Here is a 24,506-nt window from a genome sequence, read left to right on the forward strand (position 1 = left end):
GCTAGATTCCTAAGATCACAGATCAAGGCTTCGACATGACCACCGAGCGCAACACCCCGGACAACTGCGACAACCTGCTGCTGGACAATCAGGCCTGCTTCGCCCTGCATTCCACTTCGCTGATGATGACCAAGGTCTACAAACCCTTGCTGCAAGCGCTGGGCCTGACCTACCCGCAATACCTGGCGATGATGGTGTTGTGGGAACGGGACGGTTTGACCGTAGGCGAAATCAGCACGCGGTTGCTGACCGATCCAGGCTCGTTGACGCCACTGCTCAAGCGCCTGGAAGCCGAAGGTTTGCTCAGCCGCACCCGCAGCCGCGAGGACGAGCGCGTGGTGATCGTCGAACTCACCGAGCAGGGCCGAGCCTTGCGCGACAAGGCCCGGGATATCCCCCAGTGCATCCTCGGCGCTAGCGGAATGACGCTGGAGCGCCTGCAGAACCTGCAAGCGGAGCTGCAAGAACTGCGTCGTCACCTGCAAGACAGCCTCTAGTCTCCAAACCACCACACATCCCTTGTGGGAGCGAGCTTGCTCGCGATGGCAATGTGACATTCAGCCTCTACTTTGACTGACACACCGTAATCGCGAGCAAGCTCGCTCCCACATTTGTTTTGTGCAGTATTGGAAAACCGGGTCCGCCACCTCCTCCTGATAAAAATCCCCACTCCCCCCCTCGATAGCTCTAGCTCAGCACTTCCAGCCAAAACGCCCTCGCTGCCTTTTCGTTTTTTTCAAATTTCTTTGAAAAATTATCTTGCGTGCTAAATTTTTGCGCGATACATTCATCTCGCACTTACTTAGCGCGCAAACATTTAGCGCAAAACAAACCAAACCCTGAACGAGGCTTTCACCATGCAAACTCTCTACACCGCAATCGCAACTTCCACCGGTGGCCGTGACGGTCGTGCGGTTTCCAGCGACAACGTCCTCGACGTCAAGCTCGCCACGCCGAAAGAACTCGGCGGTGCCGGCGGCGCAGCCACCAACCCTGAGCAACTGTTCGCCGCCGGCTACTCCGCCTGCTTCATCGGCGCCCTGAAATTCGTGGCCAGCCAGACCAGGCGCAGCATCCCGAACGACGCCTCGATCACCGCCCATGTCGGCATCGGCCAGATCCCCGGCGGCTTCGGTCTGGACATCGACCTGCACATCAGCCTGCCGGGGCTTGAACAAGCCGATGCACAAGCACTGGTCGACGCGGCCCACCAGGTCTGCCCGTACTCCAACGCCACCCGTGGCAACGTCGATGTGCGTCTGCACGTGACCGTCTAAGCGCTGACTACCCAGGCCCGAACAGGAAACGAACATGAACACTTTCAGCAAAGTCTTGACCGGCACCCTTCTCGCCTTGTCCATCAGCAACGCGTTTGCAGGTACCGGGGTTGAACACAACACCCAGGCATTCCTCGACGTTCTGAACGCCGGTACCGGCAAGCCGATGGAGCAAATGACGCCCGCCGAGGCCCGCGCCGTTCTGGTAGGCGCGCAGGCCGGGGTGAAGCTGACGCTGCCAAAAGCCGATGTCAGCCAGAAGACCATTCAAGTCGACGGCCAACCGATCAGCCTGACCATCGTCCGGCCGGCCGGGGTCAAGGGTGAGCTGCCGGTGTTCATGTTCTTCCACGGCGGTGGCTGGGTACTGGGAGATTTCCCGACCCACGAGCGGCTGGTACGTGACCTGGTGACGGGTTCGGGTGCAGCGGCTGTCTTCGTGAACTACACGCCGTCGCCGGAGGCGCATTACCCGGTGGCGATCAACCAGGCTTACGCCGCGACCCGTTGGGTGGCCGAGCACGGTAAAGAGATCAACGTCGATGGCAAACGCCTGGCGGTAGCCGGCAACAGTGTCGGCGGCAACATGGCGGCGGTGGTTGCGCTGATGGCCAAGGATAAGGGCACACCGGCGATCAAGTTCCAGGTGCTGCTGTGGCCGGTGACTGATGCCAACTTCGAAACGGCGTCCTACAACCAGTTTGCCGAGGGGCACTTCCTCACCAGGAACATGATGAAGTGGTTCTGGGACAACTACACCACCGACGCCAATCAACGGAACGAGATCTACGCCTCACCACTGCGCGCGACCACCGCCCAGTTGAAAGGACTGCCTCCAGCGCTGGTGCAGACCGCCGGAGCCGACGTGTTGCGCGACGAAGGTGAAGCCTACGCCCGTAAACTCGATGAAGCCGGTGTGCCGGTGACCTCGGTTCGCTACAACGGCCTGATCCACGACTACGGTTTGCTCAACGTGGTGAGCCAGGTGCCAGCGGTGCGTTCGGCGATGCTGCAGGCGTCTGAAGAGCTCAAGCAACACTTGAAATAACACCGCCCAACTGTAGGAGCGAGCCTGCTCGCGATGGACGCCCAGACAACGCGGGCATTCAGGAAGCTCGCGTTATCGTTAACGCCCATCGCGAGCAGGCTCGCTCCTACAGGAGAACTGGATGTTTCATCCAGGCACAAAAAAGCCCGACTCAATGGTCGGGCTTTTTCATTCCTCAAGCGGTGCTTATTTGGCACGGCCTTTGTAGGAACCGCCTTCGCGGGTATCGATCTCGATCATGTCGCCGATTTCGATGAAGTCAGCAACCGACAGCTCGGTACCGTTCTTCAGTTTGGCAGGCTTCATTACCTTGCCGGAAGTGTCGCCGCGAGCGGAACCTTCGGTGTAGTCAACCTGACGCACGATGGTGGTCGGCAGCTCTACGGAAACCAGACGCTCTTCGAAGAAGATCGCTTCGCAAACATCGGTCATGCCTTCTTCAACGAAAGGCAGAACGGCTTCGATGTCTTCAGCGTTCAGCTCGTACATGGTGTAGTCGGTGGTGTCCATGAACGTGTAGGTATCGCCGCTGATGAAGGACAGGGTCGCTTCTTTGCGGTCGAGGATTACGTCGTCCAGTTTGTCATCGGCGCTGTAAACGATCTCGGTCTTGTAACCGGTCAGCAGGTTCTTCAGCTTGGTCTTCATGATCGCGCTGTTACGACCGGACTTGGTGAATTCAGCTTTCTGAACCAGCCAAGGATCGTTTTCGAGACGAATCACGGTCCCGGGTTTCAGTTCTTTACCAGTTTTCATTGCGAATATCCGAATTTGGATGGGATTTACAAAAATCTAGGCCGCGTATCATATCCAATTTCCATAAAACTGTACCAGCGCCGTGGCAAGATCGGCCTGCAAGGCCTGCTCCAGACACCACGCCTCGGCGTGTTTTTCCAGCTCTGGCCAGTGTTTACGGGTGAATTGCCAGTGGTCGGTCATTTTCTCACCGGCGTTCCACGCGCGCCAGAGATCGCTGATCGCGTCCCGCGCAGGCTCAGAAAGCCCTTTTATATAGACTTCGAGGAAGGCCTCGAGTTTGTCCAGATGGATATCTTCTTCCTGCCGGTAGATGTGCCAGAGAAATGGTCGGCCGGCCCATTGAGCGCGCACAAAGGAGTCTTCGCCGCGCACGGCATTGAAATCGCAACACCACAGCAACAAGTCGTATTGGTCCTGGCGGACGAACGGCAGCACTTGCACGGTCAAGGCATCACGCACATGCACGGCACCGGCCGCCAAACCCTCCACACCGAGCCAACGTTCTACGTCGCCGAGAATCCGCCCTTCCGGTACCAGCAGATGAGTGGCCGTAGAATCGCCAGCCATCGCATCGAGCCAACTGGCCAGCCCGGTGTTTTCGTAGGCAAACAATGAGATCAACTGCGCACCGGGTGCAGGATCAATCCCCAAACCTTGCAGGAACTCTCTTTGAGCCTGCGGGTTTTGCTGAAATTGCCGACGACGCTCAAGCAACCCGCGCTCACGTAACAACCCCCCAGTGCCCTTCTGGAACCCCGGAAAGAAAAAGAACTTCTGCACGCTTTTGTACTTCACCGAGGGCAGACCGTGGCAGCCGATGACCCAGTCCTCGGCACTCAGGTAGTCGAGGTTCATCCACAGCGGCGTCTTTTCCCGTTCGGCCATGGCCTCCATATAGGCGCTCGGCAACTGGCAGGCAAATGCAGCAATCACCACATCGGCGGCTTCGGTCGGCTGCCACTCGGCCGGCCATTGGCGCACTTCGACGTCTTGCTGCCACTGCTGCGCAGCATGGATGTCGATTTCCGGGCACAGGCGCTCGAACGCTCGCAGATCATCGACCCACAGGCGCACCGCCACTCCATGCTCGGCCACCAGTTGCCGGGCCAGTCGCCAGGTCACGCCGATGTCGCCGAAGTTGTCGACCACGGTGCAAAAAATATCCCAGCGGGTTTTCATTTCAGGCATTGCGGGCTCCCGTTGGCAAAGGCGCCGATTGTCCGCATAAATTACCCCGTGCAGAAGAGCCGACGGCGATTATTCTTCATGCGACAATCGCCACTCGCCAGTGACCTTTCGCCAAGAGGCAACCATGCCCCACCGCCCCACTCCGCGCCGTTCTTTCCCGATCAGCCTCAACGCCCTGCAACTGACCGGCAGCATCGCCCTGGGCATATGGCTGGGATTCATTGCCATTGTGCTGACCTGCTGGCTCGCTTCGCGCCTGCTTTTCAGCGAACAATTGACATCTGTGGCGGCAGCTGTGGAACAACTGGCCAAACCACCGGTGGTGACTCAACCAGTGCCGGACATCGCGCCACAGAGCCCGCTGTTCGAGCAATATGAAGAAAACCTGCGCAAGAACGAGCAGCAGCAACGGCTCGATCAGGTGCGCAGCAGCGGTCGCAACCTGTCCAACCCAAGCTGCCAGTTCTGGCTGCAACAGGACCGGACTGCACCCAGCGAAAAAAGCCGCGCCAACGTCCAGCAATTCTGCGATTGATCATGAATAAGCATACCGTCCACCAACTGATTCTCGACAAGCTGCGAATCGATCTCGACATCTCTGAACGGGCCGCACAAACCGCCTACGAAACGGCGACCCATGAAGAAAACATCGCCGAGAACAAATACGACACCCTGGGGCTGGAAGCCTCCTATCTCGCGGCAGGGCAAGCCAGGCGGGTCGAGGAAATTCGCCAGTCACTGAGCCTCTGCCAGAACCTGGCCCTGCGCCCGTATGACGATCAGCGGGGCATCGAAGTGGGCGCGCTGCTCGGGCTCGAGGACGAAAAGGGGCGCGAACAATGGTTGTTTCTTGCCCCCGATGCAGCCGGATTGAAAGTCGATCTGGTGGGGCAACTGATAACCGTCATCACCCCGCGCTCACCGCTGGGCAAAAGCCTGCTGGGCAAGTTCGAGGGCGATGAGGTGGAGATTATGGTGGCGGGCGCTCGGCAACAGTTCGCTGTCACCGAGGTGATTTGACCGGCAGGAAACGCTATCAGTGAACGGGCAGTTCGACGCCGTCGAACAGCTCTTCCAGTTCCTGCTTGTTGTGGCATTGAATGGCCTTGGCCATGACTTCGCGGGTCAGGTGCGGCGCGAACTTCTCGATGAAGTCGCACATGAAACCCCGCAGGAAGGTGCCGCGACGGAAACCTATCTTGGTCACGCTGGACTCGAACAACTCACTGGCATCGAGCACGACCAGGTCGCTGTCGAGTTTGCTGTCGACGGCCATTCTCGCCACGATGCCCACGCCCAGACCCAGGCGAACGTAGGTCTTGATCACGTCGGCGTCGGCGGCGGTGAACACCACTTTCGGCGTCAGGCCACGATGGCTGAACGCTTCGTCGAGTTTCGAACGACCGGTAAACCCGAACACGTACGTCACGATCGGGTACTCGGCCAGCGCTTCGAGGGTCAGTTTCGACAGTTTGGTCAACGGATGCCCTTGAGGCACGACCACGCAACGGTTCCAGCGGTAGCACGGCATCATCACCAGATCACCGAACAGCTCGAGCGCTTCGGTGGCAATGGCGAAATCCACGGTGCCATCAGCGGCCATTTCGGCGATTTGCATCGGCGACCCCTGGTGCATGTGCAGGGCAACGTCCGGGTATTGCTTGATGAAATTGCTGATCACCGGCGGCAACGCATAACGCGCCTGGGTGTGAGTGGTGGCAATCGACAGGGTGCCTTTCTTCTCATTGGAGAATTCCTGGGCGATCTGCTTGATGCTTTCAACCTTGCGCAGAATCTCGCCAGCGGTGGTGATGATGCGCTCGCCGGCCGGGGTAACGCGGGTCAGGTGCTTGCCGCTGCGGGCGAAAACCTCGACGCCCAGTTCGTCTTCCAGCAGACGGATCTGTTTACTGATGCCCGGTTGAGAGGTGTAAAGACTTTGGGCTGTAGCGGAAACGTTGAGGTCGTGGTGCGCCACTTCCCAGATGTAGCGCAATTGTTGAAGCTTCATATGAATCCCTCAAAGCAGGTAGACGCCACGGGCATCAGCGACGGTATATAACTATATTAATGGTACGAAGAATAAATCTAGAACTTTTTTATCAAATTGCCATTATTCTGTTCTAGCGATCCCCTTGCCGACGACGTTGCATCAGCGGCACCAGATAGACCGGTACCTTGGACAGTTGCAGCACACGGGCGGCGGTTCGCCCCAGAGGCGTTTCCGCACCCGCACCGTGGCTGTGACTTCCTACGATCAACAAATCCACGGAGAGTTTCTGCGCCTGGTCCAGAATCACCTGCGATGGGTCGCCCTGCACCACCCGTACTGCCTGAATCCGCTCCAGATCGTGCTCCCCTTCATCCCCCAACTCCTCACGAAAACTGTCGAGCACCCGCTGCTCGATACTGGCAATCACTGTATTCAGGCCCTGGCTGTGAAATTCATTCAGCGCCTGTTCATCGAGATAACTTTCCAGCACCGACTCGGCAAACAACCCCATGGGTTCAACCGCATGCACCACATACAAATCGGCATTGAAGATCCGGGCCAGTTCCAGGGCATGCTGCATCACCACGGGCGCGTACAGGCCAAGGTCAGTGGCATACAGCATCGAACGAATCATATGACCTCCTCGACTGCCAACATGGCGGAGATTTGATTCAGCTTAGCAGTGCCTTGGCGACTGCGACGTGCGGCGCAACGCATTGAACGGCGGGCTTAAACCTTTTGCTCGTTGCTTATGCCATGGGGCACATGACCGGTGGCGACAACTTCACGGGCCAATTCGCAATGGCCCGCCTGATCGTCGAAAAACACATCGGCCGCGAAGGCTTCGAGAAAGGCTGACTTGGTCAGGCCGCCGAGGAACAGCGACTCGTCGAGACGGATGTCCCATTCGCGCAACGTGCGAATCACTCGCTCATGAGCCGGCGCCGATCGCGCCGTGACCAGCGCGGTGCGGATCGGACAGGCGTCCTCCGGGAACTCACGCTGCAACAGATTGAGGGCGGCGAGAAAGCCCTTGAACGGCCCACCGCGCAACGGCTCGCGGGCGGCCTCACGCTCGCTGGCCTGGAACGCCTCCAGACCACCGGCCTGATAAATGCGCTCCGACTCATCGGAAAACAGCACCGCGTCTCCGTCGAAGGCAATGCGTAACTCGTCGCTGGCCGCACGGCTGGCACCGCCCGACAGAATGGTCGCCGCGGCGAACCCAGCGTCCAGTGCATTGCGTACGTCTTCGGCGTGGGTCGAGAGAAACAGGTCGCAGCCAAAGGCCTTGAGGTAGGGATACGGACTGCGCCCGCCGACAAAGGCCGCGCGCGAGATTGCCAGGCCGTAATGGTCAATCGAGTTGAATACCCGCAACCCGGTGTCGGCGCTGTTGCGCGACACCAGAATCACCTCGACCCGGGCGCGGCCGAGGCTGTTGTTGAGGTTCAGGAGCTTCTGCACCAACGGGAAGGCATCGCCAGGCTCGAGGATTTCGTCTTCATGTTCGATCTGATATTGCCGGTAGGCTTCGACGCCACTCGACAGGTAGACCTTGTGGCTTTCGCTCAGGTCGAACAGCGCCCGCGAAGAAATCGCCAGCACCAGTTTGTCGTCAATTGCCTTTGGCATGCCTTTCCCCCTCAGGTCGGTCGACTCAGGTGTTGCGTCGATCAATGAAACTCAAACTGCGATACAAGGCCTCGGTGCGCGGCATCTCACACCCGGCTGCCTTTGCCGCGGCCAAAGGCCGGGCGTAGATCGCGGTCAGTTCCAGCGGTCGCTTGTGCAAATAATCGTGGTACATGCTCGGCCAGTAGTCGGGCATTTTTTCGGTCACCATGAACAAGTGCTCGGCATACCCTGCCGGTACACCGTGCCCGCACGCGACTGCGCCTTGCACCACTTCAGCCATCAGCGCCTTGATCAGTTCGCGACTGTCGGCATCGGCCATCAACGGTGTGGTGCTCGCTCCCAGCAACACCGAGAGACCGTTGTACGGGATATTCCAGACCAGTTTTTGCCAACGCGCCTGATACAAATTCGCCATGGCCTGGGAATCGAGGCCGGCGTTGCGAAACAGCCCGACACCCTCATCGACAATCGCAGTGCGTGCCGGCCCGTCGGCGGGACCGCTGTGATAACCAACGTGCACTGCGCCCAGCGCCTGATGGGTAATGACGCCCGGCGCCTCGCGATGGACGCAGATGTAGCAGAGCCCGCCGAGCACATGCAGCGAATCGGGGAGCAACTCACGCAGGCTGTCCTCGACGTCCAGACCATTTTGCAACAGCAGTACCCTGGCGTTCGGTGCCGCCGCTTGCAGGATGGCGGGTGCCAGGCCGGCATTGCTGGTGGTTTTCGCGCCCACCAGCAGCCAGTCGCAGGGCGGCATGTCTTCGGCGTTCGAATAAGCCTGCACCGGGTTCAGTTTCAGCGCACCGTGGGGCGCGCTATCGACTTGCAACCCATGCTCGGCCACGGCGCAAAATTCGCTGCGCAGCAGAAAATGCACATCAAAACCGGCACGCGCCAGCATCACCCCGTAGAAACCGCCGATTGCGCCGGTCCCGATAATGCCGATTCTCGGCCTGGCAACTGTCCCCATCATGGCAACTCCTCTGCTGTTCGACTCAACGCCTGGCGCACCGCCCGATTGAGCTCGGTGTCGGTCAGGCGGGATTTCAGTGCCCCAAAGAATTCGCCGTCGCATACGACAAACAGCGCCGGCAAGTGAAAGACCTGATAACGCTCGACCACCCCGCCGTTGTTGCCGGCATCGATCCAGCACAGTCGATCGACTGCCAGATCGAGTGTCGGCAATTGCTCACGGGCAAAACGGCAACCGGCGCAGCCGACACTGGTGAAAATGACCAGCGACACGCCGCTCATCGCCAGCAGCCGCTGGTCGGCGTCAAAATCGGTCAGTTCCAATTCGACCACTATACTGGGGGAAACAATGTCAGATGGCTGACACATGGAGTCTGTGTTCATGGGACGTTTTATTCCTCACCCTGACGATGTGCCCGTCGAACTAACGTTGCTGAAACCTGAGTGTATTTCGCGACGACAGCTGCACACTATCAGTCTCGGGGGCATGGCTTGCAATTATCACCGCGCGTGGCGCCACGGCACGGCGCTGGAGGTACGCATGCCAACCGTGAACCCGGACATGCGCTACCTGGGCTATGTCGCCTGGTGCCTGCGACGCAAGCGCGGTTATCTGGTGGGCATCGCCTTCGTTGATGAACAAACGCTGTTCAGCGCCCGGATGGGCGAGCAGGTGTGCCAGATCGAACACTACTGCCGCCTGCATGACGCCCACGACGACTTGCAGGATATCCAGGCCTTGGCCCTCGAATGGGTCCAGGAGCATGCCGACGAGTTTTCTCACGATTCGGTGCAAAAGGCTTTTGCCGAGTCTGTGCCGGATTAGGGGCATTGCCGAAAGGTTTGCCGGTCACGCTGAGGAAACTCACTGAGAATGGCCCCCAAACCGGTGTCTGCCCATTGTCGAGCCACGGTGTAACGCGCTAAGGTTCGGCTTCCCGACGCGCTTAATTTGCTGTGCTCCGCCGCGCGGGTTCGCTGGCGGCCGGCACCCGTGACCTGACGAGTAAACGATGGCTGATTTACCGATCAACGACCTAAACGTCGCCTCCAACGAGACGCTGATCACTCCCGATCAGCTCAAGCGCGATATTCCCCTGAGCGACGCCGCACTGCGCACCGTCACCAAGGGCCGCGAAGTCATTCGCAACATTCTGGATGGCACCGACCACCGCCTGTTCGTCGTCATCGGGCCTTGCTCGATCCACGACATCAAGGCCGCCCACGAGTATGCCGAGCGCCTGAAGGTTCTCGCTGCCGAAGTGTCCGATACCCTGTATCTGGTCATGCGCGTGTATTTCGAGAAGCCACGCACCACCGTCGGCTGGAAAGGCTTGATCAACGACCCGTATCTGGACGACTCTTTCAAGATCCAGGACGGCTTGCACATCGGTCGCCAGTTGCTGCTGGACCTGGCCGAAAAAGGCCTGCCGACCGCCACCGAAGCCCTCGACCCGATCTCCCCGCAATACTTGCAGGACCTGATCAGCTGGTCGGCCATCGGTGCGCGCACCACCGAATCCCAGACTCACCGTGAAATGGCCTCCGGCCTGTCCTCGGCCGTCGGCTTCAAGAACGGCACCGATGGCGGCCTCACCGTGGCGATCAACGCCTTGCAGTCGGTTTCCAGCCCGCACCGCTTCCTGGGCATCAACCAGGAAGGTGGCGTATCGATCGTGACCACCAAGGGCAATGCCTACGGTCACGTGGTGCTGCGCGGCGGCAACGGCAAGCCGAACTACGATTCGGTCAGCGTTGCGCTCTGCGAACAGGCGTTGAACAAGGCGAAGATCAAGCCGAACATCATGGTCGATTGCAGCCATGCCAACTCAAACAAGGATCCGGCCCTGCAACCGCTGGTGATGGAAAACGTCGCCAACCAGATCCTCGAAGGCAACAAATCGATCATCGGCCTGATGGTTGAAAGCCACCTGAACTGGGGCTGCCAGGCGATCCCGAAAGACCTCGCCGACCTGCAATACGGTGTGTCGATCACCGACGCCTGCATCGACTGGACCGCGACCGAAAACACCTTGCGCAGCATGCATGCCAAGCTCAAGGATGTATTGCCTAAACGCGATCGCAGCTGATCGCTTTTAGCGAACACACAAAAACGCCGGACTAAACCCGGCGTTTTTTTATGCGTTCGTTTTATTGAAGGTCACTGACTCAGCTTGGCCGCATGCCGCTGGTGACGCTCCATGTAGCGCTCGACGTAGGAACACGATGGAATGACGGTGTAGCCCATTTCCTCGGCATACTCCAGCGCCTTCTCGGTCAAGGCTGCCGCAATACCGCGACCACGCAACGCGTTGGGCACGAAGGTGCGATAGATATCCAGGGTTTGCTTCCCCAGATCCATGTAGGTCAGATAGGCACGATGACCGTCCACAATGGTCTCGAACTGATGACCAGCCTGGTCATGGTGGATGGACAACGCCTCGCTCATCACTACTCCTCGCGGGTCTGGAATTCCGACCCCTACCTTACCGATGTTTTTCCGACGAAGGAACATCTACGCCACCCCGTGCCTGAATGGACACCGAGAAGAGCTGCACCGATCTCGCGCTACCGAGCACGTACAAATAGTAGGCACCATTGACAGAAATGCTCAAGGTGCGCTCGTCATCATGCAGGTTGGCAGGTGCTGCTCCGGATCACGCAGGAATGGCTCGACCGAAGATCACTCCGGGTCGATAGCCTGAACATTGCCGGATGTTGAGACTTAAGACGAGCGCCCATTGTTAAAGTCACCTGAACATCGAGAAAGATATTGAGGGGCGCTACGCAAAAGCCGAACAAAAGTGTAGGCGAATCCATGTAGGCGGCTCTAGCCAGACTGGAAAAAGAGCGGTACACCCAAGGAACTTTTTCTCGCAAGCTGGCTCAGCCACGGGCCTTGCAGCTGGATGTTTTTTAATCAATTCAGTTAAAAGTTGCTCGAAAAAGAATCAACGCCTACAATTTTTTTTGCTTCTTGCGTCACGTCAGTTTTACTTACTACAAGTAATAGGTAGTATGTACGCCGGCTATTTCCTCAATCGGAGGAGATAGCTACTTAATAGAAAGTCCTTGAAGGGGAACACGATGAACAACGTTCTGAAATTCTCTGCTCTGGCTCTGGCCGCAGTTCTGGCTACCGGTTGCAGCAGCGCATCGAAAGAAACTGAAGCACGTCTGACCGCTACTGAAGACGCAGCTGCTCGCTCCCAGGCTCGTGCAGACGAAGCTTACCGTAAAGCTGATGAAGCTCTGGCTGCTGCTCAAAAAGCACAACAGACTGCTGACGAAGCTAACGAGCGTGCTCTGCGCATGCTGGACAAAGCTAGCCGCAAGTAATAGTCCTTCGGGATTGTTATCAAGCCGATCCATTTTTTGGGTCGGCTTTTTTATTGCCCGGCGTTTCTCCAGGCAATAAAAAACCCGTCGACGCGGTCCGCGCCGACGGGCTCTTTACAAGCTTACTGCATCGGGTCGACCGGAGTGCTCGACACCATCGGTGCGACGTTGTTGCCCGGCACGGCAATCTCCACCGGCAGGCCATCTTCAGCGGCAACCACATCACGCACCACATCCCAGTTCATGCGCAGGTTGTTAGTGATGTCTTCACGCTTGAGCATCGCGTTGATGACCGCGGTGTGCTTGTCGACCACCGACGGGTTGCCCTTGTCGTCCAGCGGCGTATGCGCCTCCAGATAGACCTTGCCGCCACTCAAGCCAAACTTGTACGGGTCGTTGATGATCCGCACCGACGTACCGACCGGTACCATGCCCGCCATTTCCAGCACGTTGTTGTTGAACATGCGGAAGCAACCGTGGCTGGTGCGCATGCCGATACCGAACTTCTTGTTCGAACCGTGGATCAGGTAGCCCGGTGTGCCCAGGGTGAACTTGAACGGCCCCAGCGGGTTGTCAGGGCCGGCCGGTACGACGTTGGGCAGCGGATCACCGTCGGCTGCGTGTTCGGCCTTGATCGAAGCCGGAGGCGTCCAGGTCGGGTTCGGCGTCTTGGCGGTGATGCTGGTGTGGGCAATCGGCGAGCCCCAGCCTTCACGACCGATACCCAGCGGGAACGTGTACACCACGTTTTTGCCTTTCGGGTAGTAGTAGAGGCGGTACTCGGCAAGGTTGATCACGATGCCTTCACGCGGGCCTGGTGGCAGGATGAAGCGGGTCGGCAGAATGATTTCCGTGCCGACGCCTGGCAACCAGGCATCGACACCCGGGTTGGCCGCGACCATTTCCGTGTAGCCCAGATCGTAGGCGGTACCAAGGTCGGCGAAAGTATCTTCGTACTTGGCCTTGATCACCTGCACCTGGCCGATGATGTCTTCACCGGGCGGTGGCAGGGGAAACTCCAATGCTGCAACGGGACCGGCCACCAAAAGGGCGGCAAGTGTCAGGCAGCGGGTGACGGCAGGAAAGCGCGACAACATCCGGAAAATCCTTCGCATGATCAACTGAGAGTATAAGAACGCGATTGTACACCGCTGTCCGTTATTTCGGGGAGATGGCCCGATTGCAGGTAATGCAAGGAGATTTTGCGATTGTCCTCGATCCCGTGTGGGGGTGAGCCTGCTTGCGATGGCTGTGTGCTGGGCGATGAGTGTTTTGTAGGTGTACATATCCGTTGCTGCGGTAACGGCCTCTGGCGGTTCCGCTCTTACAGCGGGTCACTTTGAAAAGCGCAAAGTAACCAAACGCTCTTGCCCCTGACATTCGGTGCCTCGCTTAGGCTCGGCATGCCCTCGCTCCGGTCCTGCTCCGTGGGCCCGCCGCGATCGGCCATCCATGGCCGTGCGCGGCTAACCCGGCATCCATGCCGGGTTGCCCACTGCTCAGAACCGGAACGAAGCCTCACGAGGGGGCGTACACCGCAACAGCGTCCGAGGCGGCCTACCGGCCGGCCTGTTCGCGGCTTCCGTTCGTCTGGGAGGTACCTGGTCGGCTGTCAGGCCGCTATCGCGAGCAAGCTCGCTCCCACAGGTACTCAGTACATCTGCAAGATTTCGGTCGACTGGCAGGCCGCCTTCGCGAGCAGGCTCGCTCCCACAGTTGGTCCGGGTATGTCTGCAAGAGATTGGTCGGCTGACAGGCCGTCATCGTCGGAACGCCGCCCGGACCAAGCTCGCTCCCACAGAAGAGCAAAGGCAGATCGGCGTACACCCACGCTCTTCACCACTCATCAGGCCGAGCGTTAGCTCGCCTGCAGCTTTTGATCTTGATCCACCCGCCCCCTCGGCAGGCTGAGTGGAGGTGTTCATCCGGGGATGGGCGCGCAGCGCCGTTCGACGCAGTCGAACTCATTGCATGTAGGTCGAAGCGAAGCCGACCGGAGGGCAATGCCCCCGGATGAATACCGCAGCGAAGGAACGCCGAGCCTCAGCGAGGGGCCGTACGTAAGGGGCGAGACTTTTTGGTTCCTTTTGTGTCGTTTGACAAAAGGGACTCGCCGTAAGGGCGAAACCCTAAGTCGCCGTTACCGCAGAAACGGATATGTACTCAGTCAACAAAGCAAAGGCCGGCTATCAGGCCGCCTCGACTCCCAGCGGATCAAAGCTCGAACCGCAACTCCGGCCAGATCGGCGACGTCCCCCGCTTCTGCGACTCAAGAATGGCCCGGCACAACGAACACAGACGCTGGTCCTGAAACACCCGGCGATCGACACTGGACCAGCGCGGCTGTGCCGGCAACAGGCTGCCACACAAGGTGCGATCCGCCGAACCGCCCAGCTCCAGTTGACGGGTTACCAGATGTACCCGAACTTCCTGGCAGGCGAACAGATCCAGCTGTTCGTCAGGCTCGATCAGTTGGTAGGCAAATAGTGACCAGGCAGGACGCGGCATCGGGGGCTCCAAATCGGGGGCGCCACCTTAGCCGAAAGCCTGCTTCTAGAAAAGTGTCATAACAGTGGTTTTAGAGTAGGCCAGACATTTTCCAGCAACTTGTCCTGGGCCCCGGCCGCCGGGTGTATGCCGTCGGCCTGCATCAAGTCCGGATGGCCGCCCACGCCATCGAGGAAAAACGGCACCAGCGGGATCTTTTTCTCGTCGGCCAGGTTGCTGTAGACCTCGGCGAACGCCTTGGTGTAACGCGCACCATAATTGGGTGGCAATTGCATGCCGAGCAGCAACACCTTGGCACCGCTGGCACGGGAGCTGTCGATCATCGAAGCAAGATTTTGTTGCAATTGAGTTGGCAGCATCCCGCGCAGGCCGTCATTGCCGCCCAACTCGAGGATCACCAGTTCCGGTTTATGCTCTGCAAGCAGCGCGGGCAGGCGCGCCTGGCCTCCGGCACTGGTGTCGCCACTGATGGACGCATTGATCACTTTATCGTCGAAACCTTCGCGCCTGAGCCGTTGCTCAAGCAGCGACACCCACCCCAGCCGGGTATCCAGCCCGAAACCGGCGCTGATACTATCGCCAACGATCAGGACTGTACCCGCCGCTGCGTTTTGGGCCATGCACATCAAGGCCAGGCCAGCACTCAAAAACCACACACGCATCGGACTCTCCATGGGCGCAAGCATTCTCATCGCGAAGGACCTTAGCAAAGTGGTCCCCAGCGCGGAAGGTGAACTGACCATCCTGCACCAACTCAGCCTGGAACTGAACCAGGGCGACAGCCTGGCCATCGTCGGCGCTTCGGGCTCCGGCAAGTCCACCCTGCTGGGCCTGCTCGCCGGCCTCGACCTGCCGAGCAGTGGCGAGGTCACTCTCGCCGGGCAAGGCCTGAGCAACCTCGATGAAGACCAGCGTGCGCGCATCCGCGCCGAGCACGTGGGTTTTGTCTTTCAATCGTTTCAGCTGCTCGACAGCCTCAATGCCCTGGAAAACGTCATGTTGCCACTGGAGCTCGATGGCCGCAAAGACGCCCGCGAACGCGCCACCCAATTGCTGCAGCGAGTGGGACTGGGCCAACGCCTGACTCACTCGCCGCGCCAGCTCTCCGGAGGCGAGCAACAGCGCGTGGCGATCGCCCGCGCGTTTGCCGCAGAGCCCGATGTGCTGTTCGCCGACGAACCGACCGGCAACCTCGACAGCCACACCGGCGAGCGCATCAGCGACTTGCTGTTCGAGCTTAACAAGGAGCGCGGCACGACCCTGGTGCTGGTGACTCACGATGAACGCCTGGCCCATCGCTGCCGGCGCCTGATCCGTCTTGAAGCCGGCCTGCTGGTCGCCCCCGTGGAGCCTTGATGGCACGTCTGCCGCTGTTGCGCCTGTTCAGCCTCGCCATCCGCCAATTGCTGCGCGACGCCCGTGCCGGTGAATTGCGCGTGTTGTTTTTCGCCTTGCTGGTGGCCGTGGCCGCCAGCACCGCCATCGGTTACTTTGGCGCGCGCCTGAACGGCGCCATGCTGCTGCGCGCTACCGAGTTTCTCGGTGCCGACCTGCTGCTCGAAGGCAGTTCGCCTGCGCGCCCCGAACAGATAAGAAGCGGCACCGAACTGGGTCTGGAACACGCTCAGGTGGTGGAGTTTTCCAGCGTCATCGCCACCGATAACGGCATTCAGCTGTCCAGCATCAAGGCGGCCGATGACACCTACCCGCTACGCGGCGAATTGAAAAGTGCACCCGCCCCCTTCGCCACGGAAACAGTCGGTGGCGGACCGCAACCCGGTGAAGCCTGGGTCGAGGCACGCCTGCTGACCGCCCTGGACCTGAAGATCGGCGATAGCATCGATGTCGGCATGAAAACCCTGAAACTGGCGCGGGTGCTGACTTACGAACCCGATCGCGCCGGCAATTTCTACAGCCTGACGCCGCGGGTGCTGATCAACCTCGACGACCTTGCGGCCACCGGCGTGGTGCAGCCCGGCAGCCGGGTCAGCTATCGCGAACTGTGGCGAGGCAACGCTCAGGCACTCGAGACCTATCGGCAACTGATCAAACCGGGGCTCGCCGCCAACCAGCGTTTGCAGGACGCCCGCGACGGCAATCGACAGATCGGTGGCGCCCTGGGCAAGGCCGAACGCTACCTGAACATGGCCAGCCTGGTGGCGGTATTGCTCTCCGGCGTGGCGGTGGCGCTGTCGGCAACCCGTTTCGCCACCCGCCGATTCGATGCCAGTGCCTTGCTGCGCTGCCTCGGGCTGTCGCGCCGGGAAACCATGGTGTTGTTCAGCCTGCAACTCACTGTGCTCGGGCTGCTGGCGAGCATCAGCGGCGCCCTCCTCGGCTGGCTCGCACAACTGGGATTGTTTGCCCTGCTGCATGACTTGCTGCCGACCGACGTGCCTCCGGGCGGGCTGTTTCCGGCCGTTGCCGGGATCGGCACAGGACTGGTGGCGCTGGCCGGTTTCGCCTTGCCGCCGCTGGCGGCCTTGGGCCGGGTTCCGCCATTGCGCGTGCTGCGTCGGGATATGCTGCCGATCCCTTCCAGCACCTGGATGGTCTACGGTGTAGCGCTGGGCGCCCTGGGCCTGATCATGTGGCGCCTGAGCCTGGACCTGGTGCTGACCTTTGCCCTGCTCGGCGGCGGCGTGATTGCAGCGCTGGTGCTGGGCGGCTTGTTGTTGCTGCTGCTGAAAAGTCTGCGGCGCATGCTCGCGCGTGCATCCTTGCCTTGGCGTCTTGGACTCGGGCAATTGCTGCGTCATCCGCTCGCTGCTGCGGGCCAGTCCCTGGCGTTTGGCCTGATTCTGCTGTCGATGGCGCTGATCGCCTTGCTACGTGGTGAGTTGCTGGATACCTGGCAAAACCAGTTGCCGAAAAACGCCCCCAATTACTTCGCCCTGAACATCCTGCCCGCCGATAAACAGGCCTTCACCGACCACCTGATCGCCGTGTCGGCGCAATCGGCACCATTGTACCCGGTGGTGCCGGGGCGCTTGATCAGCATCAACGGCGAGCCGGTGCAACAGATCGTCACCAAGGAATCGGCGGGTGATCGGGCGATTCAGCGCGACCTGAGCCTGACCTGGGCCGCGGACTTGCCGTCAGGTAACAAACTCACGGCCGGCAATTGGTGGAACGAACAAACACCGGACGATGTTCCCGGCGTGTCGGTAGAAGGCAAGGTCGCCGAAAGCCTGAAAATCAAGCTCGGCGACCACCTGATTTTCAGCGTTGGCGGGGTCAATCGCGAGGCGAAAGTCACCAGCCTGCGGGAGATCGACTGGGACAACTTCCAGCCGAACTTCTTCATGATCTTCCAGCCCGGCACCCTGAAGGATCTGCCGGCGACTTACCTGACCAGTTTCTACCTCGCACCCGGTCACGACCAGCAGATCGTCGACCTGTCCCGGGCGTTCCCGGCGGTGACGATCCTGCAGGTCGAAGCCTTGCTGGAGCAACTGCGCAGCATTCTCGCCCAAGTGACCCTGGCGGTGGAGTACGTGTTGTTGTTTGTGTTGGCAGCGGGGATGGCAGTGCTGTTCTCCGGCCTGCAAGCGACGCTGGATGAACGCATTCGCCAGGGCGCGTTGCTGCGTGCGCTGGGGGCGGAACGGCAATTGCTGGTCAAGGCGCGGCGCATCGAGTTCGGATTGCTGGGCGCAGTCAGTGGTTTGCTGGCGGCATTGGGATCGGAACTGGTGAGCCTGGTGCTCTACCGCTACGCCTTTGACCTGCCGTGGCATCCGCATCCATGGCTGATGTTGCTGCCACTGCTGGGTGCCGTGCTCATTGGAGGTGCCGGGGTGTTCGGCACCCGTCGGGCGTTGAACGCCAGCCCGCTGACAGTCCTGCGCGAGGGTTGATAGACTCCAGTCATCCTCACCACAAGAAGCTGTCATGAGCCGTTACCGCCCTCCCCGCACTGCCGGCACCGCGCTGATCACCCCCGAGGGTGAAGCGCGGATGCGCGCCGAGTTCCATGAGCTGTGGCATGTACGTCGGCCCCAGGTTACCCAGGCTGTCAGCGAAGCCGCGGCCCAGGGTGATCGCTCGGAGAACGCCGAATACACCTACGGCAAAAAGATGCTGCGAGAGATCGACAGCCGCGTGCGCTTTCTCACTAAACGCCTGGAAGCGCTGAAAGTCGTCAGCGAAAAACCCAGCGATCCGAACAAGGTCTATTTCGGCGCCTGGGTCACGATCGAAGACGAGGATGGCAAAGAGTCGCGCTACCGCATTGTCGGGCCCGATGAACTGGACCTCAAACTGGGCCTGATCAGCATTGATTCGCCGTTGGCCCGCGCCCTGATCGGCAAGGCACTGGACGCCGAAGTTCGAGTCCAGACACCGACCGGTGAGCAGTGTGTGTATATCGTGGCAATCGACTACCCATAAAACTCAACGGCGGGTGATCAGCCCTTGCCGGGCAACGCGGGTCAGTTGCCGGATCACTTCAGGAGCATCTTCAAGGCTGGGGGACTGAATCACTGCCAGATCGAAACTGTCATCAGCGAAACGAGCGAGCGATTCACCGTCTTCGACAAACTGGATCAGGAAGGCAGCGGGACCGCCGGTACGACGTGGCCAGCCATCGAGATAACGCAGGAGCGTCGGCTGATGTTTGCCGCCAAGCAGGATTTTTGGATTGCGCTGGGTGAGATGTGCCGTGATCGGCGCGGGACGTACAACGGGGTTTAGTGCATTCATTGTGTCGTGTCTCTGCCTCAAAAGTCTGCATGGCAGGTGAGAGGCAACACCGAACCAGCGCTTTAGCGGTATTTCGAAGCCTGTCCGGCTTCTATCGGCAACTGGATGAGTCACCTGGCGCCCCGCAAGTAGCTGTTTAAATCGGCGCATAGGCAACATCCTAGAGAAGCTGACTGGACAGTGTCAAGAATGACGCTCAACGAAAAGGCCCGCATGATGCGGGCCTTTTCGTTGAGCCAGAGCGGTCAGCCGGCGATGACACGGTCCGCCGAGAGTTTGCCCGCACCTTCGATCAATACCGCGATACTGCCACCGAGCAATGCCAGGGCGAATTCATAACCGTTGTTGGCCATGAACAGACCATTGCTGATGTGCACCGAGAAAATCGCCACCAGCGACAGGAAGATCAGGCCGAGCGCGGCCGGGCGAACCAGCAAGCCGACGATCAGGGCCAGGCCGGCGAAGAACTCGGTGCCGCCCGCCAGTGCTGCCATCAGGTAACCCGGCGTCAGTCCGAGGCTTTCCATGTACTGCGCGGTTCCAGCCAGACCATAGCCACCGAATGCCCCGAAGAGCTTCTGCGAACCGTGGGCGGCGAAGACGATACCGACAACGATACGCAGAACCGTCAGGCCGTAGCCAGCGCGGGTAGACAGTACCTTGTTGATCAGAGTGCTCATGCTGTTTCATTCCTTGTAAGTGTGTGTTGGTTGGCCGCTATATTAATCAGTTAATTGCATGTTAAAAGCGCAAAAAACCCACCATTACAATCAGATTAGTTGATCATTTGCGTGAAGCAACCTTTTGCTCCTGGGGCTCCAACGACTCTCGCTCCCGGTCAAATGCCAAGTAATACTTGTTCACGCTATTAACATAGCTGACAGGCCCCATACCCACTTGCTCCATGGCAACGCGTTCGACCTGGAAGAACCACTGGTTGGGATTCAATCCTCGCCGCCGGGCTTCTGCGCGCATGCCCTGAACCCGCTCCGGCCCGATGTTGTAGGCTGCCAGCACGAAGGCCATGCGTTCGCGTTCGTTGAGTTTCGGGCTGGCAAAAAACTTGCGCCGGATCATCGCCAGGTACTTGGCCCCGGCCTGCACATTGCCGTCTACGTCCTGAATATTGTTGACCCCCACCCGCTGCGCCGCAGCAGGCGTGATCTGCATCAGCCCGGTCGGGCCACCGCCACTGCGTGCTGTGGGCTGCAATGCTGATTCCTTGAAAGCCAACGCCGCCAGGTTCAGCCAGTCCATGCCCTGGGCATCGGCGTGTTTTTGCAGTACCGGGCGAAGTTTTTCCAGGCGCTGCCGGTCCGCCTTGGCCAGCGGATAGTGCACTTGATAGAGACGCCGATAGATCCGCAGGAACGCGGCGTCCTGGTCCGACGGTTTTTTGTAGGCAGTGAGGAAGCGATCGATGCTGGCCCGCAGCATCGAGGCATCACGGCGCACGAACCAGAACTCTTCCCCCGGATCGCTGATGAGTACCTGTTTGTCGAAACGCAGCCTGGGCAGGATCTTGCCCCAGCGTTCGGCAATCGGCTGCTCGACGATGGTCAGGTGGTAGATCCCGCCCTGCACCATCTCCAATACGTCCTCGACGGCAAGGCTCGGATCGACCCACTCGATTGTGACCGGTGGCAGTTTGTGCAGGGCAAGCTTTTGATTGATCTGGCTGACAGCATCCCCGGCAGCGCTGCCGGCGGGTAACGCCAGGGTCTTGCCGGAAAGCTGTTCAAGCCGGGTGTAGCGGCGCTCGCCCTTGATGCCCACCAGGACCAGCGGGATGTTGCTGGCAATCGGCTCACTGGTGCTGACGGCGAAACCCGCTTGCAGATCGAGCAACTCGCCTGGCGCCACCAGATCGCCCTCCCCGCGCTGCAATGCGCCGAGCAATTGATCCTTGGCCTTGGGAATGATCTTGAGGGTGATTTCCTGACCGTCACGGGCATAGCCATTGAGGTATTGCTCGAACGCTCTCAAGCGGTGATATTCGACCCCGATCGCCTGCCCCTGAACTTCGCCGGAACTGTTGCGGCTCTGGTTGACCAACACCCGCAGCACACGACTGCTGCGGATTTGCGCAAGGTCCCGTACCTCGCTGGCCGGTACGGCTTGCAGTGGCCCGGGCAGACGCGCGACTGCCGACATCGGCAGTAGCAGCGAACAGCACAGCAGCAAAACCGAGGGACGAATCATCCACTCTCCGGAAAGAATATGAGGCGCGCACCAATGACGAATGGCATCAAGCGCAGCGACAAAAACAGAGCGCCCAAGGCGCTGGCAACGTGCGCAAGACTGGCACAATGATGGCAAAACTACCAACCCGGTCTGGCCCGCGGTTCAAGAGACAGCGTTAACCCGTTGTAGTTCTTGGCTTTTCTTATAAATCCATGGCTCTGATATGCTTTCCGGCCTTTGGGCCGAGGTAGCACCATGCAACTCATCGATATCGGCGTCAACCTGACCAACGCCAGTTTTGCCGACAAACACCAGGCCGTACTCGACCGCGCCTATGCGGCCGGCGTGTGCCAACTGGTGCTGACGGGCACCAGTGTCGAGGGCAGTGAACAGGCTCTTGAGCTGTGCCAACAACTGGACGAAAGCGCTCAACGCCTGTTCGCCACCGCCGGTATTCACCCTCACTGCGCCAGCGACTGGAACGCCGACAGCGCCCGACGGTTGCGCAGTTTGCTCAAGGAGCCGAATGTGGTGGCTGTGGGCGAATGCGGGCTGGATTTCAACCGTGATTTCTCGCCGCGTCCACAGCAGGAGAAGGTCCTGGAAGAACACCTGGCCATGGCCGTCGAATTGCAGTTGCCGGTTTTCCTGCACGAACGCGATGCCAGCCAGCGTTTGCTGGAGATCCTGCACGACTTTCGCGATCAACTGCCGGCTGCCGTGGTGCACTGTTTCACCGGAGAACAGAAGGCACTGTTCAGCTATCTCGACCTTGACCTGCACATCGGCATTACCGGCTGGATCTGCGACGAACGCCGGGGCACGCATTTGCATCCGCTGGTCAAGGAGATCAAGCGCGGGCGCCTGATGCTCGAAAGCGACGCACCGTATCTGCTGCCGCGCAGCCTGCGCCCCAAGCCGAAAAACGGGCGAAACGAACCGGCATACCTGACCGAAGTATTGCGTGAAGTGGCGCTGCACCGCGCAGAAAGCCAGGAAGATCTGGCGGCGCATACCACCGCGTGCGCACGGGTGTTCTACGGCTTGCCATCAATCCCCCAGTAATCACAAATGTGGGAGCGAGCCTGCTCGCGAAAGCGGTCTGTCATTCAACTTGATGCTGGCAGACACGACGCCTTCGCGAGCAGGCTCGCTCCCACAGGGGGTAATGGTGCAGCCGTTGATCTGCATCAAGAATCAGCCACCTGAGTAGCGGCACAATGATGGCACCTTGCCAAAACTGTTTCCGCTATCAGAGAAGACCTCCATGGGTGCCTGGCTTAGCAATATTTCGCTGAAATACAAATTCTGGGCGGTCAATGCCGTCGCTTTCGTCACCACCCTGTTGCTGGTGCTATACGCGGTGCAGCTCGAACAGCAGGCCCGCAGTCATGCCAACCAGGCTTCGGCCCAGGCCCAGGCGCGACTGCTCGAAGCCTGGCCCGCAACGCAGCCGCTGCCCAACGCCGAAAACCTGCTGATGTACAGTCGCGGGCAGGCGCCCACGCTCGATGGGCAACCCGTGCCGGAACTGGCCGATGCGAATGGCTGGGTCGAAATCAACGCGATGCCGCTGTTCGGTGACAACCCGCTGATGGGCGCCGAAGTCTTTACCCGCATTGGTGGCCAGCAGGTGGCTGTGATTGCCCACGGCCCAAGTCTGAGCCAGGTGTTCCGCGAGCGCTTCGCCAACTACGCGTTGGCCGTGTTCATCCTGATGCTGGCAATGCTCGGCGCATCGCAGTTATTGATCCGCTTCCTGCTCAGCCAGCTCAACACCTTGAAGGACGTCATGTTGCACGTGGAGAAAACCGGCGACCTGTCGGCCCGCGTGCCGTTGGCTTGCAGTGACGAAGTCGGGCAGATGGCCAATGCTTTCAACGCCATGCAGGCCGGGTATCAACGAGTGGTCAATACTGTCGCCAGCACCGCCCGGCAACTGGATGATGGTGCCGCGCGGCTGGCGGCCAGCATGAATGAAGTGCGCCACGGCATGCTGGGCCAGCAAAGCGAAACCGATCAGGCGGCCACGGCGATCAATGAAATGACGGCCACGGTCTATCACATCGCCCAACATGCAGGTGCCACCCGTGACCTTTCGCAATCGGCCGATACCCTGGCCGGCAGCGGCCAGGAGGTCGTGACGCGGGTGCAGCGGTCGATCGCCGGACTGTCCACCGGCGTCCAGCAGACCGCCGAGATGATTCAACGCCTGGCCGAGGACAGCCAGAAGATCAACGGCGTGGTCAACGTGATTCACAGCATCGCCGAGCAGACCAACCTGCTGGCACTGAACGCCGCCATCGAAGCGGCCCGGGCCGGCGAGATGGGGCGCGGGTTTGCGGTGGTTGCCGATGAAGTGCGCAACCTCGCCAAACGCGTACAGGCCTCCACGGACGAAATCACGATCATGGTGTCGGCGTTGCAGGCCGGCACACGGGACGCGGTGGACTTCATGCAAGAGAGTTCGTTCAAGGCCGACGATTGCGTGCAACAGGCGCAAGAAGCCGGGGCAGCTTTAGCCGAGATCACCGGCGCGGTGGCGCAGATGCGTGAAAGCAATACGCAGATCGCGGTGGCGGCCGAGCAGCAGAGCCAGGTGGCGGAAGAGATGAACCGGGCGGTGGTGAGCATCCGTGACGTGACCGAGAACACGGTGCAGCAGACAGTGACTTCGGCGATCACCAGCAATGAATTGGCGGCGCTGGCCGGGGAGTTGAGCAAGGCCATCGGTCAGTTGAAACTTTGAGGGCCCTTTCGCGAGCAGGCTCGCTCCCACAAGGGATCTATGTATGCCCAGAATCTGATGGTCACCGTAGATCAATGTGGGAGCGAGCCTGCTCGCGAAGGCGTCAGAACTGGCACCATAAAGTCCAGTCATGGTACCTATCAA

The 24,506-nt window shown here is 59.9% G+C and carries 27 protein-coding genes; 13 read left to right on the forward strand and 14 right to left on the reverse strand.

Annotation, left to right across the window (positions count from 1 at the left end; all coding sequences use genetic code 11):
- Positions 1 to 35: 35 nt before the first annotated feature.
- From ACM6IK_RS26075 to ACM6IK_RS26085, 3 genes are all read left to right on the forward strand, one after another.
- Positions 36 to 497 (forward strand): MarR family winged helix-turn-helix transcriptional regulator, encoded by a 462-nt coding sequence (locus ACM6IK_RS26075; protein ID WP_008017203.1) that lies wholly within the window; start codon positions 36 to 38, stop codon positions 495 to 497.
- Between the two features lie 360 nt (positions 498 to 857).
- On the forward strand, positions 858 to 1,277 hold the full coding sequence (locus ACM6IK_RS26080) for an organic hydroperoxide resistance protein (protein ID WP_414876594.1): 420 nt from the start codon (positions 858 to 860) through the stop codon (positions 1,275 to 1,277).
- Between the two features lie 34 nt (positions 1,278 to 1,311).
- Entirely contained in the window at positions 1,312 to 2,325 is a 1,014-nt protein-coding gene (locus tag ACM6IK_RS26085) for an alpha/beta hydrolase fold domain-containing protein (protein ID WP_414876595.1), read from the forward strand.
- A gap of 186 nt (positions 2,326 to 2,511) precedes the next feature.
- Here ACM6IK_RS26085 and ACM6IK_RS26090 read toward each other — a convergent pair whose 3' ends face one another.
- The gene (locus ACM6IK_RS26090) at positions 2,512 to 3,081 is read right to left on the reverse strand and encodes an elongation factor P (RefSeq protein WP_007943632.1); all 570 of its coding nucleotides are present in this window, start codon (positions 3,079 to 3,081) and stop codon (positions 2,512 to 2,514) included.
- 48 nt (positions 3,082 to 3,129) lie between these two features.
- On the reverse strand, positions 3,130 to 4,272 hold the full coding sequence (earP, locus tag ACM6IK_RS26095) for an elongation factor P maturation arginine rhamnosyltransferase EarP (protein WP_414876596.1): 1,143 nt from the start codon (positions 4,270 to 4,272) through the stop codon (positions 3,130 to 3,132).
- 124 nt (positions 4,273 to 4,396) lie between these two features.
- On the opposite strand from earP, the gene ACM6IK_RS26100 reads away from it, so the two are divergent.
- Both ACM6IK_RS26100 and ACM6IK_RS26105 read left to right on the forward strand, forming a co-directional pair.
- Complete coding sequence (locus ACM6IK_RS26100) at positions 4,397 to 4,807, forward strand: hypothetical protein (RefSeq protein ID WP_414876597.1); 411 nt, start codon at positions 4,397 to 4,399, stop codon at positions 4,805 to 4,807.
- Between the two features lie 2 nt (positions 4,808 to 4,809).
- A complete protein-coding gene (locus ACM6IK_RS26105; RefSeq protein ID WP_108219643.1) occupies positions 4,810 to 5,292 on the forward strand; it encodes a GreA/GreB family elongation factor in 483 nt (160 codons plus the stop codon).
- A gap of 16 nt (positions 5,293 to 5,308) precedes the next feature.
- Here the strand turns inward: ACM6IK_RS26105 and cysB are convergent, their stop codons facing one another.
- The 5 genes from cysB to ACM6IK_RS26130 form a co-directional block, all read right to left on the reverse strand.
- Positions 5,309 to 6,283: an HTH-type transcriptional regulator CysB gene (gene cysB / locus ACM6IK_RS26110; protein WP_414876598.1), complete on the reverse strand. Its 975-nt coding sequence runs from the start codon at positions 6,281 to 6,283 to the stop codon at positions 5,309 to 5,311.
- 112 nt (positions 6,284 to 6,395) lie between these two features.
- Positions 6,396 to 6,899 (reverse strand): universal stress protein, encoded by a 504-nt coding sequence (locus ACM6IK_RS26115; RefSeq protein ID WP_414876599.1) that lies wholly within the window; start codon positions 6,897 to 6,899, stop codon positions 6,396 to 6,398.
- 95 nt (positions 6,900 to 6,994) lie between these two features.
- Positions 6,995 to 7,900 (reverse strand): 5'-nucleotidase, encoded by a 906-nt coding sequence (locus ACM6IK_RS26120; protein WP_110659447.1) that lies wholly within the window; start codon positions 7,898 to 7,900, stop codon positions 6,995 to 6,997.
- 25 nt (positions 7,901 to 7,925) lie between these two features.
- Entirely contained in the window at positions 7,926 to 8,879 is a 954-nt protein-coding gene (locus ACM6IK_RS26125) for a putative 2-dehydropantoate 2-reductase (protein ID WP_414876600.1), read from the reverse strand.
- Entirely contained in the window at positions 8,876 to 9,262 is a 387-nt protein-coding gene (locus tag ACM6IK_RS26130; RefSeq protein WP_414876601.1) for a thioredoxin family protein, read from the reverse strand. Before ACM6IK_RS26130 ends, ACM6IK_RS26125 begins: the two co-directional genes overlap by 4 nt.
- On the opposite strand from ACM6IK_RS26130, the gene ACM6IK_RS26135 reads away from it, so the two are divergent.
- Positions 9,261 to 9,704, forward strand: a complete 444-nt coding sequence (locus tag ACM6IK_RS26135) for a PilZ domain-containing protein (RefSeq protein WP_414876602.1) — start codon at positions 9,261 to 9,263, stop codon at positions 9,702 to 9,704. The genes ACM6IK_RS26130 and ACM6IK_RS26135 overlap by 2 nt on opposite strands.
- A gap of 187 nt (positions 9,705 to 9,891) precedes the next feature.
- Positions 9,892 to 10,968: a 3-deoxy-7-phosphoheptulonate synthase gene (locus ACM6IK_RS26140; RefSeq protein WP_007983549.1), complete on the forward strand. Its 1,077-nt coding sequence runs from the start codon at positions 9,892 to 9,894 to the stop codon at positions 10,966 to 10,968.
- 71 nt (positions 10,969 to 11,039) lie between these two features.
- Here ACM6IK_RS26140 and ACM6IK_RS26145 read toward each other — a convergent pair whose 3' ends face one another.
- On the reverse strand, positions 11,040 to 11,327 hold the full coding sequence (locus tag ACM6IK_RS26145) for a GNAT family N-acetyltransferase (protein ID WP_057397257.1): 288 nt from the start codon (positions 11,325 to 11,327) through the stop codon (positions 11,040 to 11,042).
- Between the two features lie 638 nt (positions 11,328 to 11,965).
- On the opposite strand from ACM6IK_RS26145, the gene oprI reads away from it, so the two are divergent.
- On the forward strand, positions 11,966 to 12,217 hold the full coding sequence (oprI, locus tag ACM6IK_RS26150) for an outer membrane lipoprotei OprI (protein ID WP_003199355.1): 252 nt from the start codon (positions 11,966 to 11,968) through the stop codon (positions 12,215 to 12,217).
- Between the two features lie 122 nt (positions 12,218 to 12,339).
- On the opposite strand, the gene ACM6IK_RS26155 is transcribed toward oprI, so the two are convergent.
- From ACM6IK_RS26155 to ACM6IK_RS26165, 3 genes are all read right to left on the reverse strand, one after another.
- The gene (locus tag ACM6IK_RS26155) at positions 12,340 to 13,314 is read right to left on the reverse strand and encodes a L,D-transpeptidase family protein (RefSeq protein ID WP_414876603.1); all 975 of its coding nucleotides are present in this window, start codon (positions 13,312 to 13,314) and stop codon (positions 12,340 to 12,342) included.
- Positions 13,315 to 14,431: 1,117 nt separating this feature from the next.
- Entirely contained in the window at positions 14,432 to 14,725 is a 294-nt protein-coding gene (locus ACM6IK_RS26160; protein ID WP_003226812.1) for a hypothetical protein, read from the reverse strand.
- A 56-nt stretch (positions 14,726 to 14,781) separates the two neighbouring features.
- A complete protein-coding gene (locus tag ACM6IK_RS26165) occupies positions 14,782 to 15,387 on the reverse strand; it encodes an arylesterase (protein ID WP_008049055.1) in 606 nt (201 codons plus the stop codon).
- A gap of 10 nt (positions 15,388 to 15,397) precedes the next feature.
- Here ACM6IK_RS26165 and ACM6IK_RS26170 point away from each other — a divergent pair, with 10 nt between their 5' ends.
- From ACM6IK_RS26170 to greB, 3 genes are read left to right on the forward strand one after another with little or no spacing between them, the layout of a single operon-like run.
- Positions 15,398 to 16,081, forward strand: coding sequence for an ABC transporter ATP-binding protein (locus tag ACM6IK_RS26170; RefSeq protein ID WP_414876604.1), 684 nt, complete (start codon positions 15,398 to 15,400; stop codon positions 16,079 to 16,081).
- Positions 16,081 to 18,585 (forward strand): ABC transporter permease, encoded by a 2,505-nt coding sequence (locus ACM6IK_RS26175; RefSeq protein ID WP_414876605.1) that lies wholly within the window; start codon positions 16,081 to 16,083, stop codon positions 18,583 to 18,585. The genes ACM6IK_RS26170 and ACM6IK_RS26175 overlap by 1 nt, the downstream gene beginning before the upstream one ends.
- Positions 18,586 to 18,619: 34 nt before the next feature.
- On the forward strand, positions 18,620 to 19,117 hold the full coding sequence (gene greB / locus ACM6IK_RS26180; protein ID WP_115947228.1) for a transcription elongation factor GreB: 498 nt from the start codon (positions 18,620 to 18,622) through the stop codon (positions 19,115 to 19,117).
- A 3-nt stretch (positions 19,118 to 19,120) separates the two neighbouring features.
- Here greB and ACM6IK_RS26185 read toward each other — a convergent pair whose 3' ends face one another.
- From ACM6IK_RS26185 to ACM6IK_RS26195, 3 genes are all read right to left on the reverse strand, one after another.
- Positions 19,121 to 19,429, reverse strand: a complete 309-nt coding sequence (locus ACM6IK_RS26185; protein WP_008001428.1) for a hypothetical protein — start codon at positions 19,427 to 19,429, stop codon at positions 19,121 to 19,123.
- A gap of 245 nt (positions 19,430 to 19,674) precedes the next feature.
- On the reverse strand, positions 19,675 to 20,109 hold the full coding sequence (locus tag ACM6IK_RS26190; RefSeq protein ID WP_115947229.1) for a DoxX family protein: 435 nt from the start codon (positions 20,107 to 20,109) through the stop codon (positions 19,675 to 19,677).
- Between the two features lie 103 nt (positions 20,110 to 20,212).
- Positions 20,213 to 21,631: a transglycosylase SLT domain-containing protein gene (locus tag ACM6IK_RS26195; RefSeq protein ID WP_414876606.1), complete on the reverse strand. Its 1,419-nt coding sequence runs from the start codon at positions 21,629 to 21,631 to the stop codon at positions 20,213 to 20,215.
- Positions 21,632 to 21,868: 237 nt separating this feature from the next.
- On the opposite strand from ACM6IK_RS26195, the gene ACM6IK_RS26200 reads away from it, so the two are divergent.
- Together ACM6IK_RS26200 and ACM6IK_RS26205 are read left to right on the forward strand one after the other, a co-directional pair.
- A complete protein-coding gene (locus tag ACM6IK_RS26200; protein WP_414876607.1) occupies positions 21,869 to 22,678 on the forward strand; it encodes a TatD family hydrolase in 810 nt (269 codons plus the stop codon).
- A gap of 202 nt (positions 22,679 to 22,880) precedes the next feature.
- Positions 22,881 to 24,362, forward strand: coding sequence for a methyl-accepting chemotaxis protein (locus ACM6IK_RS26205; RefSeq protein ID WP_414876608.1), 1,482 nt, complete (start codon positions 22,881 to 22,883; stop codon positions 24,360 to 24,362).
- The last annotated feature ends 144 nt before the right edge of the window (positions 24,363 to 24,506 follow it).

This window comes from Pseudomonas sp. IT-196MI5, assembly GCF_949767415.1.
Taxonomy (GTDB): Bacteria; Pseudomonadota; Gammaproteobacteria; order Pseudomonadales; family Pseudomonadaceae; genus Aquipseudomonas.